Source organism: Roseivirga sp. (genome assembly GCF_965216855.1).
In the GTDB taxonomy this organism is placed as follows: domain Bacteria; phylum Bacteroidota; class Bacteroidia; order Cytophagales; family Cyclobacteriaceae; genus Roseivirga.
This window is the reverse complement of sequence record NZ_OZ244204.1, coordinates 337792-352276: the sequence shown is the minus strand read 5'-3', so window position 1 is coordinate 352276 and position 14485 is coordinate 337792. Positions and strand designations below refer to the sequence as shown.

At 42.4% G+C, this 14485-nt stretch carries 6 protein-coding genes; all 6 read left to right on the top strand.

Going from position 1 to position 14485, the window contains the following annotated elements; genetic code table 11:
* The first annotated feature begins 4 nt into the window (after window positions 1-4).
* From ACOOEY_RS01495 to ACOOEY_RS01470, 6 genes are read left to right on the top strand one after another with little or no spacing between them, the layout of a single operon-like run.
* Window positions 5-2395: an FtsX-like permease family protein gene (locus tag ACOOEY_RS01495; RefSeq protein ID WP_420386896.1), complete on the top strand. Its 2391-nt coding sequence runs from the start codon at window positions 5-7 to the stop codon at window positions 2393-2395.
* Window positions 2396-2429: 34 nt separating this feature from the next.
* Window positions 2430-4811: an ABC transporter permease gene (locus tag ACOOEY_RS01490; RefSeq protein ID WP_420386895.1), complete on the top strand. Its 2382-nt coding sequence runs from the start codon at window positions 2430-2432 to the stop codon at window positions 4809-4811.
* A 26-nt stretch (window positions 4812-4837) separates the two neighbouring features.
* Window positions 4838-7234: an FtsX-like permease family protein gene (locus ACOOEY_RS01485; protein ID WP_420386894.1), complete on the top strand. Its 2397-nt coding sequence runs from the start codon at window positions 4838-4840 to the stop codon at window positions 7232-7234.
* A 9-nt stretch (window positions 7235-7243) separates the two neighbouring features.
* Complete coding sequence (locus ACOOEY_RS01480) at window positions 7244-9610, top strand: ABC transporter permease (RefSeq protein ID WP_420386893.1); 2367 nt, start codon at window positions 7244-7246, stop codon at window positions 9608-9610.
* A gap of 26 nt (window positions 9611-9636) precedes the next feature.
* Complete coding sequence (locus ACOOEY_RS01475) at window positions 9637-12006, top strand: ABC transporter permease (RefSeq protein ID WP_420386892.1); 2370 nt, start codon at window positions 9637-9639, stop codon at window positions 12004-12006.
* 52 nt (window positions 12007-12058) lie between these two features.
* Window positions 12059-14434 carry an ABC transporter permease gene (locus ACOOEY_RS01470; protein ID WP_420386891.1) on the top strand — a complete coding sequence of 792 codons (2376 nt, stop codon included), beginning with the start codon at window positions 12059-12061 and terminating at the stop codon, window positions 14432-14434.
* Window positions 14435-14485 lie beyond the last annotated feature (51 nt).

Here is a 14485-nt window from a genome sequence, read left to right as displayed (position 1 = left end):
AGCCATGCTTAGAAACTACATCAACATAGCACTTCGCTCATTAAGGCGACAGAAAACGCACTCCCTGATCAATATAGCAGGACTGTCTGTGGGTATTATGGCCTGTATCATTATCATGCTTTATGTGAAGGCAGAGGCTTCTTATGAGGCATTCTATCCTGAGGCCAATCGCATTTACAGGTTAACCAGTTCCTTTACCACAAGCGGTAATACGGAGAAAATAGCTGTTACACCTGCCAGAATAAGAGCCGTTTCCCAGGCCAATTTTCCTGAGGTTGAAGAAATGACTTACATCTACGATTGGTCCGTAGGTCGCGAATTGTTGGTTGAGTATAAAGACAAGCAGTTTATAGAGACTGAAGTTTACTTTGCCGATACCAGCTATTTTAAGGTTTTTGAGCATGAGTTTATCGAGGGAAATCCATCCACCGCTCTGGATAACCCCAATGCTGTGGTGATGACTGAGCAAACAGCGTTGAAATACTTTGGTAAAAGCAACGGAATCGTTGGTACAACCCTCACCATCAACAATGATGAGTCGATGGTGACCGGTGTAATTCGCGATTTCCCCGGTAAAACCTCATTGGCATTTGACTTCATTATGTCGATGGGTACTATAGGTAATCCACCTTCTGAAAGATGGTTCCCAATGAACTTTTTCACTTATGTGAAGGTGGCCAATGAAGCGGCAGCCAATACTTACCTGAGTAAACTGAATCACCTGATTGAGGAAGAGGTAGGAGAAGAATTTAAGACACAGGGTATTGCCATGGCTTTTGAAATTCAACCTATTAAAGCCATGCACTTTGATACAACAAAAGGCAGTGATTATCCGGAGAAGATCTCAGCCAATCTGCTGTATTCACTGGTGGCCATTGCTGTATTTATTCTATTGATAGCCTGTATCAATTACATCAACCTCAGTACGGCCAAGTCTGAAAAAAGAGCCAAGGAAGTTGGAGTAAGAAAGGTCATGGGGGCTTATCGCAGCCAGCTAATCTGGCAGTTCTATGGTGAAACTTTCATGGTCACACTTCTGGCAGTAGTGCTTGGGGTAGTTATGGCCGAATTACTATTGCCCTTCTTCAATTCGATGGCCGATACCACACTCAATATTGATTTGTTAGGTGATCAGTATCTTATACCGAGCTTGCTGTCTATAGTATTTCTGGTAAGTCTCATTGCGGGAAGTTATCCTGCCAGCTTCCTCTCATCATTTCAGCCTTCTAAAGTGCTGAAAAGCTCTTTCAGTCAAAAGGGAGGAAATATGTTTCGCAGGGTACTGGTCACCATACAGTTTTGCGTATCTGTTTTCCTGATCACCGGTACGCTGGTCATCTACAATCAGCTGAAGTATGTACAGCATAAAGAGGTAGGCTATGACCAGAGTCAGCTGGTGTACCTGCCATTGTCTGATGGACCTACCCGAAGAGCTTATGAATCGATGAAGGACGGTTTTGGCAATATCACAGGGGTAGAGTCGGTAACGGCTTCCAATAATCTTATTACCAATGTAGTTTCCGGCTGGGGATCTGTGCTGGAAGGCAGACCTAAAGATGCTCAGGTGTCATTCAGAGGGATGTATGGTGATGTAGATTTTCTGGAGACCTTCGGTATGGAATTGATTGCCGGTGGATCATTTCAAAACCATTCGGATTGGGATACCACAGTTTACTATCTCATGAACAGAACCGGAGTAGAATCTTTAGACATGACTCCTGAAGAAGCAATCGGAAAGCGTTTTGGGCTGGATGAATCTATGATGGGGACTATCGTGGGGGTGGTTGAAGACTTCCACCTCACCAGCCTGCACAAAGAGATTGAACCAATGGCTGTATACACAGGTCCACAGGACTATAAGTCATTGATGTTCGTGCGTGTTAATATGAGTCGCATCGATCAGGTGAAGGCAGGTATGGAAGAGGTCTGGTCACAGTTTGTACCACAAAGACCCTTCGACTTACAGTTTGTGGATGAATCTGTAAGAGCCCTGTACGATAAAGAGCGTCAACTGGGAGAGATTATCCTGTCCTTCACCTCTCTGGCCATTGCCATAGGCTGTTTGGGACTGTTTGGATTAGCCTCTTACCTGGCGGAGAAAAGAACAAAGGAAATTGGAATCAGAAAAGTCTTGGGAGCAGATGTAAGCAAAATTGTGATGCTCTTATCTCAGGAATATCTTAAGATCATCTTAGTAGCAAATGTCATTGGGTGGCCCATAGCCTACTATTTCATGGACCAGTGGCTGGCAGCTTTTGCCTATAGAATTGATTTGAGCTGGTATTTCTTCCTGGCTTCCGGATTAACCACTTTTCTGGTCGCAATGCTTACGGTTTCTTATCAGTCTATTAGGGCAGCTGTCTCCAATCCAATAAAAGCCTTACGATACGAATAATTCAAAACACTCAGTAAAAACTAAGATCACAACAATGAATCAGGTCAAAACTTTTATCAGGTCATTCAGAAAGGATTTTCTCCTTTCCAGCATTAGCTTGTTCGGACTAACGCTGGGCATGTTCTGCTTTCTCATCACTGCCCTTTTTGTAAGAGATGAACTCACTCATGATCAATGGCATGAAAATGCAGACAATATCTATATGTCTACCATTAAAATGGAAACAGGGGGAGGAATGCGAATCAATATGTTTCCAACCTACCTCCTTACTGAGGCCATGGTTGAAAATAGCCCCTACGTGCTCGATGCCGTGAATATCAGCAATGCTACACAAGGCAACTATACCTTCGATAATCAGGAGTTTGAGACGGATGGAATTTTCTGGACCCAACAGTCTTTCTTCAATATTTTCGATTTTGGATTAGAGGTTGGTAATGAAGCTACAGCTTTAAGCGATCCTTCAGGAATAGTGATCTCCAAAGAAATAGCCGACAGGCATTGGCCAAACCAGAATGCGGTTGGACAAAGCATTCGACTCAAGACCGATGACCTTGACCAGGAGTTTCTGATTACCGGTGTATTGAAGGAGATTCCCTCTAACTCGCACATGAGGTTCGACTTTCTTCTGCCAATCAATAAGGAGGTTGAACCTTATAAAGGCTATGCAGACAACTGGAGAACAGGAGTGGGGTTGAACTATTTCCTGCTTGACCAGGGTGTAACAGTAGAGAAGCTTAAAGAAGAGGTCATCTCGGTTCTATCTACCCACAAAGAGGCTTACGGATCTGATGAAGACTTTGAAGAATTTACCAGCGGCTATGATTTTGCCAGGTTCTCTGAGATGTACATGGATGGTAATACCATGCGTAATAATGATACCAACATGTTTGGAGGCCAAAGAAAGTACATCTACATCTTCACCATTATTGGTGTTTTAATGCTTACTGTCTCCTGTTTCAACTATGTTAATCTTACCATGGCTAAATCTATTGCCCGTGTCAAGAGTATTGTGGTGAGAAAGATTATAGGAGCAGGGAGAGCAAATCTCATTCTGGAGAATATGATGGAGACACTCTTCATAGCAACCATTGCATTGATAATTGCGGTGATTGGTCTTGAAATTATGTTACCCGCTATCAATAACATGATTGGCAAAAGCCTGGAGTTCAGTCTCTTTTCCGAGCCGGATATATTGATTATTCCTGTAGGCCTGTTATTACTAGTCACATTGGTTTCAGGTATTTATCCTGCTATTACCATTTCTTCAATGCGCCTCGCTAATCTGTTGCATGGCTCCATGCCACAGAATGGCCGTAACCTTACCCGAAAGTTTCTGGTGGTCTTACAGTTTATGGTTTGTTCAGGCTTGTTATCTGCCGCATTAATCATCAGAGGTCAGGCCAATTACCTGATCAATAAGGATATGGGTTACAATACAGAGAGTATTGTCAATTTGAGTCTGACAGATATAGGACTATATGACAAGTTTCAGGAGGTAAAGACAGCACTTGAAGCTATACCCAATATCAGCGATATGGCTGGTTCCCCATTACCAAGGTTGAACTCTATATTTTTTCTGAAAGAAACAGAAGACTATCCGTCAATGACCATGTTCTATGGTTTTGCTGAAAAGGATTTCAATGACCTTTTGGAAATAGAGTTAGTGCAAGGTGAAGGTTTTGACAACCTGGATGCAGCAGAGTTGGAAAATGCAATTTTGATCAACGAGGCGGCAGCTGAAGCCCTGGGTTTTGAAGATCCTATAGGCAAGAAATTAGGTAATAACATGGTGGTTAGGGGAGTGCTGAAAGATTTCCATTATTGGTCTGCCCGTAGCAAGATTGGGCCGGCTGCCATTCAATATGGTAAGGACAACATCAGCAATATTCAGATCAGTTGTAAAGCCGGTGATCTGGAAAAGGTAAAGGCACAGATTGAAGTGGCACTTGCTCCACTGAATCCAACCGCAACGATTGAATTGACACCGCTTGAGAATTACTTCTCTGACTCATTTCAAAAGGAAGAGCGACTGGTAAGCATTTTCGATTACCTCACCGCCATTCTGGTGATTGTTTCTTTTCTGGGGCTATTCGCATTGGCCACCTTCGAGAATCAATTGAGAGAAAAGGAATTAGGGATCAGGAAAGTTCTTGGAGCAAAAGCCCTGAACCTGATCGTTATTATGAATTCCAAGTTCTTCTATCTGATCGTTATTGCACTGGTGGTTTCAGTGCCGGTTAGTTACTGGTTGATATCACAATGGCTGGCTGATTTCTCCTACAGAATAGATTCGCTTTTTCAGTTCTATGCCATTGCCATACTGATGGTAACTCTGGGGTCCATACTGTTACTCAGTGTGCAGAGTTACTGGAAAACAAAGATTAATCCGGTTGAGGTACTTAGAAACGATAATTAGAAAAGGGAACCACAAACTCAAAAGTTATGCTCAGAAACTACATTAAAATCGCTTTAAGGAATGTGGTCAAACACAAAGGCTATAGCTTTATAAATATTACCGGTTTAGCTGTAGGCATTGCCTGCTGTTTGCTCATTTTCATGTACGTAAAGGATGAAGTCACTTACGATCTTTATCACCAACATGCTGACAATACCTATCGCATAGTTTCTGAGATTGAATTTGGCGGAGAACTATCACCTATATCAGCTACAAATGCCATAGAGGCTAAGGAGTATGCGGAGAGCATTCCTGAAATAATAAACTTCGTCAGAATGGATAATGCCACCATCCTGGCCAAAAAGGATGACGATTATATCCGCCAGTTTGGAGGTGTGTATGCAGACCCTTCATTCTTTGACATATTTCAGTTTGAAGCTCTTTCAGGAGCATTAGGTAGTGCTTTGCAAGACCTCAATACCGTGGTTATTACCCGATCCAATGCCATTAAATATTTTGGCGAAGTAGATGTGGCAGGAAGAGAATTAACCCTGCAGCTGAGTGGTAAAATTGAGCAGTATATAGTCGATGCCGTTATTGAAGACCTGCCCTCTAACACCTCGCTTGATGTGCAGTTTATCTTCCCATGGGAGAAAAATGTTGCCCTTGGAGGTGTTTATAAATTCCCCTGGCAGAGCATTGGCGTTACCTCATTCGTTCAGTTGATCGATGGAACTGACCCTGAAGTAGTGAACGAGAAGATCAAGTCCTATAAAGACAATATGGACCTGAGTGATGATGAAGGAGGCGATTGGGTCAAAGGAATTGTTACCTCACTTCAGCCCCTCACAGCCATGCACCTGGCAGAAAAATTTGACTCAGGCTCTCCGGGTATCAAGGAGGCAAGCGACTCTAACTATTCTTATGTATTATCCATTATAGCAGTCATCATTCTCCTTTTGGCCTGCATCAATTTTGCCAACCTGTCTGTAGCCAGGTCGCTTCCAAGAGCTAAGGAAATAGGAGTGCGTAAAGTATTGGGAGCGAGAAAAAAACAGGTAGCCTTTCAGTTCCTGAGCGAAGCACTTTATATCTCTACCATTGCTTTTGTGGTTGGACTATTGATGGCCGAGATGCTGTTGCCTGTATTCGGAGGGTTGGTCAATAAACAATTCACTGCTAATGTATTAAGCGATCCTACCTTGATTGTTGCCTGCTTTTTGTTGGTCATGCTTACCGCATTGGTGGCCGGAGCTTATCCAAGTATGATTATTTCCCGATTTTCAGCCATTGCTAGCCTCAACGGCAGGGTCAAAATGCAAGGCAAACAATATGTTTCCAAGGCCCTGGTTCTACTACAATTCTCGTTGGCTGGTATTCTGGTCGTAGGGGTCATCACCATGAATAAACAAATCTCATATCTGGTCAACTATGACCTGGGATATGATGACAGTAATCTGGTTGTGGTTAACATCAAAGATGATGCTAACGGGCAGCTGTTAAAGAATGAACTGGCTTCTAACCCAAAGATCTCACAAATGATCATGGGCTCCGGGTATGGCAGAGGCTCAGAGGTAACCTACAACGATATCAGACTTTTTACCATTGAGACGTCTCAGGAACAGGGTTACCTCGATATGATAGATGTGGCACTGTTAGAAGGTCGTCAGTTACGGGAAAACAGAGATACTTATGCCACTAGTACCGATACCCTCAATAACATACTGGTCAATGAAGCCTTCCTGAAAAAAATAGGAGTAGAAAGAAGTGAGGCAATCAACCAAATTCTGGGTGATGGAAGAGGAAACCCGCAGTCCAGAATTGTGGGGGTAGTACAGGATTTTGTTTTTGGAAATGCCAGAAATGAAGTAACACCCCTTGCTTTTCAGGCTTCTTCGGTCATCCCGCTCCGTCAGTTGAGCATTAAGGTTCACCCGGAGTATATCACTGAAATTAAGGCTGATATAGAGGCCGCCTGGAGAAGTATAGAGCCTTATGAGCCTATACAATTAACCTTTCAGGATGAATCCAATCAATCAGCTTTTGCAGAAGAGGAGAGATGGAAAACCATTATTACCTATTCTACAGTACTTGCCATTATGATCAGTTGTCTTGGATTATTTGGACTGGCACATCAGTCAGCCTTACAAAGACAAAAAGAAATTGGGGTCAGAAAGGTATTAGGTGCTTCGGTGAAACAATTGGTGATTTTGCTCAATGCAGGCTTTTCTAAATTGGTATTGCTGTCACTCTTCGTCACTATTCCGGTTTCCTACTACCTGGCCTCTAACTGGCTGGATAATTTTTCCAACAAAATCAATCTGGGAGTTCTCGTCTTCCTGATACCTGCGGCTATCACTTTTGGAATAGCTACACTAACGATATCAATACAATCATTCAAAACAGCCAACAGTAACCCTGTTGATTCATTAAGAGACGAATAATTCAAGCATATGAAAAGGAACATTAAGACGGCTTTTCGCAAACTGATCAAGAGAAAGGAATTCACACTGATCAATATTCTGGGTTTGATGGTCGGAGTAACCACCAGCCTTTTCATTTTCCTGTGGGTAGATGATGAGTTACAGTTTGAAAGCTTCCATCAGAACAAAGAGAATATCTATGCCGTCTGGAGCCATTACCATTTCCCTAACGGTGAAATAGGCACAGGAAATGACCAGAGCGGGATTATCAAAAGTGCCTTGGAAGCGGACTATCCGGAAATAGAGAAAGTAGCCCGAATCAATTACAATCCTACTGTTCAGTTAAGTGTGGGAGAAAAGCGCTTCAAAGACAATGGTATTTATGCTGATGAGGAATTCTTTCAAATTTTCAGTTTCCCCTTCATTGATGGTCAATTGACTGATGAAACACTGGCCACCAGGAATGACGTAGTGTTGACAGAAAGTCTGGCACTCAAATTATTTGGTAGAACCAATGTAACAGGAGAGACCGTTAAGCTCGATAACAGACTGGATGGAATAGTGAGAGGGGTAGTTCAGGACCCACCTAAGAACTCCCGTTTTCAGTTTGCCTATGCCTTGTCCATGCAGTCCTGGGTAGATAGAAATTCCTGGACTATGGGATGGGGCAACGGGGCCATGGAGGTATATCTCACAGTGACTGAAAATGCCTCTATTCCGGAATTGAATAAGAAGATTGAAGACCTGAACCGAAGAAATCAGGAAGGCAATAATCGCTCACAGTTCCTCAAGCCACTCGATGAGTTATACCTATATGGCGATTATGAAAATGGACAATTGGCCGGTGGGCGTATTGAGTATGTAAGACTGTTCACAGTAGTGGCTGTCTTTATTATTTTCATTGCCTGCATCAACTTTATTAACCTTTCCATTGCAGAGTCATTCAAGCGATCTAAGGAAGTAGGAGTAAGAAAAGTGGTAGGAGCAGGTAAGCTGGCCCTGATCCGGGAGTTTCTTATTGAATCTGGTCTTATCGTAGTTTCAGCCATTACCATGGGAGTCATATTGGTTGAAATACTTATGCCTTATTTCAATAACCTGACAGGTAAGAGCATTCAACTCAACTGGTTGGAACCCCGACTCTTGATTTCCATTGTTGGCCTGGCTATCACTACCACGTTGATTGCAGGGCTTTATCCGGCCGTAGTACTATCCGGTTTTAAAACCACGCAAGCCCTGAAAGGTAAGCTGGATATGAAGGGTGCAGGCGGCATAGGGGCCATGATCAGAAAAGGCCTGGTTGTGTTTCAGTTTCTGGTAGCTGGTTTCCTCATTTTTGCAACACTCATCATCAGCCAACAAATTGACTTTATCTTCAATAATGATCGGAATGTCGATAAGGAGGGTATTATTGTTCTTCAGAACGATTATGGCCTGATTGAAAACTACGAGAACTTCAGAGCTGAATTACTCAAAGACCCGAGCATTACTGCTGTAACCAGTATAGGGCAAATGCCCATTAATATTCAGACCAATACAGGCGATCCCACCTGGGAGGGAAGAAACCCGGAAACTGATAAAACCAACTTTAAGCTATTCTTTACGGAGCAGGATTTTATTCCGGCCATGAATCTGGAAATCGTTGAAGGAAGGAATTTCTCGCGTGATCTTAAAACAGACTCCGTTTCGATCATTCTGAATGAAGCAGCGATTAAAGGCATGCACATGGAAGACCCCATAGGAAAGATTGTTAAGTTTTGGGGGTACGATGCCAGGATTATTGGTGTGGTGAAAGACTTCTACCTCAACTCAGTCTATGAAGAAATCGACCCTCTCATTATTATGAATTGGGTGGGCAATACAGAGTATGTAACAGTTAGGGCTACTCCGGGACAAGAGGCCAGGGCATTAGATGTATTGGAAGATACCTATGCTGAGTTTATGCCGGGCTATATTTTTGACTACCAATTTATGGCAGACTCTCATCAAAGCATGTACAAGAATGAGCTGCTGATCAAAGACCTGGCCAGGGTATTTGGCTTCATTGCCATTTTGATTTCCTGTCTGGGCCTATACGGAATTACTTCAATCAATGCACAGAGATCGGTTAAGGCCATTGGTGTGAGAAAGGTTTTGGGTGCTTCACTCAGGCAAATCCTGACACTGTTTACCAGGCAGTCGCTTGGCTTGCCACTTTTGGCATTGGTTCTTATGGCACCAATTGCTTACAGTCTGATGGGACAGTGGCTCGATAGCTTCACCTATAAAGTTGAACTGGATATTTGGCTACTCGGAGGAGTAATTGTAGGAGCATTATTCATTAGCTGGATTACCGTCTCCATAATAGCCTTTAGAGCAGCATCCATTAATCCCGTCAATTCATTAAGAAACGAGTAAGCATTATTTAACGAAATGAATACAGAATGATCAGGCATAACCTTAAACTGGCAATAAGAAGGCTTGTAAAGAACAGGGCTTACAGTTTTATCAATCTGTTTGGCTTATCTGTAGGTTTTGCCTCAGTTCTCATCATATTCTTATATGTAAAGAAAGAGAGGTCATTTGATCATTTTCATAGTAGGCTGGACAATATTGAGCACCTTTTACTGGTGACACAGCGTGATGGTTTTGAAGAAAAGTCTACTCGAACATCCGGACCGGTATTGGAAGAGTTTGCACCCCGATATACCGAAATAGAGAGGTTTAGCAGATATTGGCCTTCCGGCAAATTAGAGGTGTCTTCCGATTCAACTGGTTCTAAGCTTAATCTGTTACCACTGCGTCAATATAGTGTTGATCGGAATTTTCTGAAGATATTCGACTTCGAACTTAAGTATGGTCAGATTCCTGATTTTGATACGGAAGTATCAGCTCTGGTAGTTTCTGAATCTAAGGCTGAAGCACTCTTTGGAGACAGTAGGTTTGCGGTAGGAAGTTATGTTTTCGGCAAATCGAATGAGCAATACATAGTAAGAGCGGTTGTTGAAGATGTTCCTAAAAATTCGTCTTTAAGGTTTGATTGCCTTACTTCTTTGAGGGGTCAGTATCGTTGGGAAGAAGGAAAACCAAACTTTCTGCAGCTTTGGGGTAATAACAATATTCATAATGTCGTGCTCTTTCGAGACGGTGTAAGTGACGAACGTAAAGCGGAAATCGCCAGAGAGATAACGGTGGACAATGACGAACGCATTACCTATACAAGAGCACCAGAGTATTTCGAATTTCAACCATTTTCCGAAGCCCATTTCGATCTAAGTGTGTCAGATCATTTTTATGGTAAGACAGATGAATCCAATTTGAGAATATTTACAGCCATTGCATTGGTGATCTTATTTGCCTCATTGGCCAACTATTGTTCGCTGACTCTATCGCAGTCGGTTGAGCGTATTAAGGAAATTGGGGTAAAACGCACTGTTGGAGCCAGTCGGTTTAACCTAATAGTTCACTATTTCTTTGAGTCTGTATTGCTGACTTCGTTAGCCTTTATTATGGCCATCATTATGATGGAGGTATTTGTGCCTCAATTGGAATTGGTAATGAACAAAGATATTGGGGCTGGAATTGTTGACAATTTATCGGTTCTCATTGGAGGGTTTGTTGCTATTCTTCTATTGTCTTTCCTTTCTGTACTCTATCCTGCTTTAGTGGCCTCAAAGAAGCAGATTAGTGATTTTAAGTCCTTAGGCGCTTCCTCCCTTTTTGGCAGGAGTACTTTTATCTCTCTGATTAATGCCGTTCAAACCACCATCTTTATCTTTCTTTTTGCAGCTACACTGTTAGTCAATCAACAACTGGCTTTTGTTCAGAATGACAAGCTGGGTTTCAACAAGGAACAGGTGCTAATGGTCTTCACTAATACTAATGAGGCAATTTTTAAAAAGGAAGAATTAAAGGCATCCATGCTGAAAAGCCCTTTTGTTGAAAGTGCGGCTATCTCAATTTCATACCCCCTGGAAAAATCAAGGATGAGCTATGCGAGTGAAGAGCAACTTAACTTTATTGAGTATATGGCTGATGCTGCCATTGTCGATGTGTTGAAACTCGAGATTGTTGAGGGAAGAAGGCTAAGTAAAGAAGAACATCATAACCGATATGTTCTTCTTAACGAAACAGCTGTAGAGTCATTGGGACTTGAGGAGCCGATAGGCAAGGAGTTCAATGGTAGGGAGATTGTAGGAGTTATTGCAGATTTTCATGCTGAATCCAAAAAAGAAATAATCAAGCCTTTGGCCATTACCCTCTTTGAACAAGATGGTTTTGGTTGGCTTATGTTAAGGCTAAAGACCGAGCAGGTGCAGGCAGCAGTAAATGATATATCTCACAGGTATGAAACAGTAACAGGTAGTTCTCAAATTCAATATAAGTTTTTCGATGATGAATATGATAAGGTGTACAGTGCAGAAAAGGTGGTGAGATACCTCATGCAGATTTTTACAGGTATAGCCCTTTTGATTTCATTTCTGGGGATTCTGGGTTCAACCAGTTATGCCATTAAGAGAAGATTAAAGGAGATAAGCATTCGCAAGGTCTTGGGGGCTGGCATTCTTGATTTGAATGCTGTCATTAATAAGAGCAGTAGTCGTTTTTTATTATTGAGTGTCCTTTTAGGTATCCCATTATCTTATTGGTGGGTCACCCGATGGCTTGAACAATTCTCTTACAGAATTAATGTCGGAAGTGGTCCATACATCTTCGTCATTCTGATAACAGCTGCTATAATCTTACCTGTTATGTATAGCCAGGTATTCAGAGCCTATCAGTCTAAAACGGTTGATTTCTTAAAAGATGAATAAGGCATGATGAAAGCACTGAATAGGGAAGGTATTGAAACCATAAACTAACGAGATGATCAAGAATTACTTAAAGTCCGGCTTTAGAAATCTGTTCAGGCATAAAGGCTATGCTTTGATCAACATAACTGGGCTGGCCGTAGGTATTGCCAGTTGTTTGCTCATCTCCATGTATGTGAAAGATGAGTTCACTTTCGATAGCTATCACGAGAATACCGAGTCCATCTATCGACTGACAAGGATATCGATGCGTCAGGGTGAGGAGGTCATTATGCCTGGTGTTTCTTATCCGGAAGCCGAAGCCTACTTCAACGAAATTCCCGAGGTAATCAACTTTGCCAGATTGCGAAAAGATGGCGGAGTGGTACAGGTGGGGCAGGACCTTTTCGATGAAAAAGGAATTCTCTTTACTGATAAGGGACTTTATAGCATGTTTGATTTTGAGGTGCTGGATGGTGCTTTGGACAGTAAAGTCTCTGAACTTGAATCATTGATTATCACCAGAAGTACAGCCATGAAGTACTTCGGCAATACCCGGGCAGCAGGAAAAGAACTGGTCATCAAGCTGAGAGGAGAGTTTGAAAGGTATATCGTTACGGCAGTTATTGAAGATCACCCTTCCAACTCCTCCTTCAACTTTAATATGGCCATGTCATGGACCAGGCTGAAAACAGTGGTGGATGAATGGACCAGAAACTTCTGGCTCATTACACCGGTAACCGCTTATGTTATGCTGGATGATCAGGCCAGGACAGAACAGGTGGCTCAAAAGATGACGGAGGTCAGGACACGCAAGAATGCCAGTGACGATCAGATGTCAGCTGCCTTAAAGAATGAGAGCAACGGACTTATTCCATTGAAAGAGGCTCACCTTCAGTTCAAGAAAGAATCAGAAGCCAATCAGCCATACCTGCTTTCCGGAATAGCCCTTTTGATTCTTATCATTGCCAGCTTCAACTTTTCAACATTATCTATTGTCAACTCCCTCAGTAGATCTAAAGAGGTAGGAGTAAGAAAAACCATTGGAGCAAGTAGGAAAAATCTGGTGCTGCAGTTTTTAACCGAAGCCCTTTTGATTAGCATACTGTCCTTTATACTTGGAATTATTCTGGCCGAAGTGGCCCAGCCTGGATTTGAGAGTCTGGTGAAGCGACCTTTCAGTTATCATCTGCTGGGTGATCCTGCCTTGTTGATTGTTTGCTTTACCATAGTGTTGATTATCTGTCTGTTATCAGTGATATACCCATCAGTTTTCCTGTCAAGACTTAAGGTGGTCAATGTTTTTCGTGGACAGACTAAAGTGAACCAGAAGAAATGGTTAACAAGGTCTATGGTCACCTTACAGTTTTTAGCTGCCTTTGTCTTTATCACTGTGGCATTTGGTGTCAACCAGCAACATGAGCATTTGATTGATAAAGAGAAGGGGTACAACGATCGGAACCTGATTAAGCTTGAGATCCCCGGAGGTAATTCGAAACAAGTTTCACAGCAGATTAAAAACGAGTTGAACAAGAGTCCCAACATCCTTTCTGTTGGTGCCGTGGGAAGTCTTAATGAGGCCATCAGCTTGCAGGATGCCGAGGGAAATAGGGTATTTGTGGTTCAGGGAAATGCCGATTTAGGTTATTTGAGCACGATGCAGATTGAATTACTCGAGGGCTCAAATTTCACAGCCATCGATCAGGTGAGTGAAGATGCTGAATCACCCATCATCAATGTCCTTATTAATCAATCTGCAGCAAGCCTGTTGAATGAAGAAGATCCGATAGGTAAGCTAATTGACAATCAATACAGGGTGGTTGGGGTCATGAATGATTTCCAGGTGTTTTCGGCTCTGTCTAAAATGAATTCTGCTATGCTCATGGCTGATACAAGACCGGGAAGAGCCTTTCAACTCAATAACATCTATATCCGATATCAGGAGAATAAGCTTTCGGAAACACTTTCCGACCTCGAAACCGTCTGGTCTCAGGTATTACCTTTTGAGCCATTCAATTACACATTCGTAGACGAATACAATAGAAACCTCTATCAGAAAGAATCACTTTGGTCGAAGACTCTGAGCTATGCTTCCGGACTAGCCATTGTCATTTCAATTATGGGGCTGGTTGGACTGGTTGGTTTATCAGCCAGTGAGAGAAAGAAAGAAGTCTCCATCAGGAAAGTACTGGGTGCAACCGTTTCAGGCTTGCTTCTGATGCTCAACAGAGGCGTAAGTTCTATGCTCATGCTGTCGATCATTATCTCTATACCGGTAGCCTACTATGTAATTGAGCAGTTCCTGCAAGACTATAGCTACCGAATAGGAATAACGCCATGGCTGTTTGCCTGGCCTTTGGCCATTACCTTTATAGTCGCATTCCTCATTATTTCAGTAGTGACTCTGAGAACCGCTAGTACTAATCCGGTAGAATCTTTAAGAAATGAATAAATCAGTTGATAGTTGAAATTTCAGGTCAAAACTAGCAGATAGAAGATTTTA

What these genes read in the sequence shown, in the direction of transcription:
- ACOOEY_RS01485 (WP_420386894.1), top strand. Translation starts at nt 4,838, where the DNA reads ATGCTCAGAAACTACATTAAAATCGCTTTAAGGAATGTGGTCAAACAC.
- ACOOEY_RS01470 (WP_420386891.1), top strand. Translation starts at nt 12,059, where the DNA reads ATGATCAAGAATTACTTAAAGTCCGGCTTTAGAAATCTGTTCAGGCAT.
- ACOOEY_RS01495 (WP_420386896.1), top strand. Translation starts at nt 5, where the DNA reads ATGCTTAGAAACTACATCAACATAGCACTTCGCTCATTAAGGCGACAG.
- ACOOEY_RS01490 (WP_420386895.1), top strand. Translation starts at nt 2,430, where the DNA reads ATGAATCAGGTCAAAACTTTTATCAGGTCATTCAGAAAGGATTTTCTC.
- ACOOEY_RS01475 (WP_420386892.1), top strand. Translation starts at nt 9,637, where the DNA reads ATGATCAGGCATAACCTTAAACTGGCAATAAGAAGGCTTGTAAAGAAC.
- ACOOEY_RS01480 (WP_420386893.1), top strand. Translation starts at nt 7,244, where the DNA reads ATGAAAAGGAACATTAAGACGGCTTTTCGCAAACTGATCAAGAGAAAG.